This window comes from Klebsiella sp. K-Nf6 (assembly GCF_002806655.1).
Lineage (GTDB): Bacteria > Pseudomonadota > Gammaproteobacteria > Enterobacterales > Enterobacteriaceae > Klebsiella > Klebsiella variicola.
This window is the reverse complement of sequence record NZ_PIBN01000074.1, coordinates 1-260: the sequence shown is the minus strand read 5'-3', so window position 1 is coordinate 260 and position 260 is coordinate 1. Positions and strand designations below refer to the sequence as shown.

Annotated in this window: 1 protein-coding gene; it reads right to left on the bottom strand. The window is 49.2% G+C overall.

What is annotated here, in order from left to right; translation table 11 throughout:
- Window positions 1-80: 80 nt before the first annotated feature.
- A partial coding sequence (locus CWM61_RS29730; RefSeq protein ID WP_206053106.1) for a hypothetical protein occupies window positions 81-260 on the bottom strand: 180 nt, incomplete at its 5' end.

Genomic DNA, 260 nt, shown 5'->3' with positions numbered 1-260 from the left:
TGCCAGGGCATCCACCGTGTACGCTTAGTCGCTTAACCTCACAACCCGAAGATGTCTTGTTCTGTCCGGTTTGTTGCGCATCATGAATCCTGCGTTGTTCCGTACTCGCGATGCTCATGGACATATAGTCCACTCCGCTCGCTGCGTGCGGTACGCCTTGGCTTCACTTTGCTCACGTCACCTTTTACAGTGTCATCTTCTGATTGCGAAAATTTGAGAGACTCGAACACACTTAAACAGTGTGTCGTTTCAATTTTCAG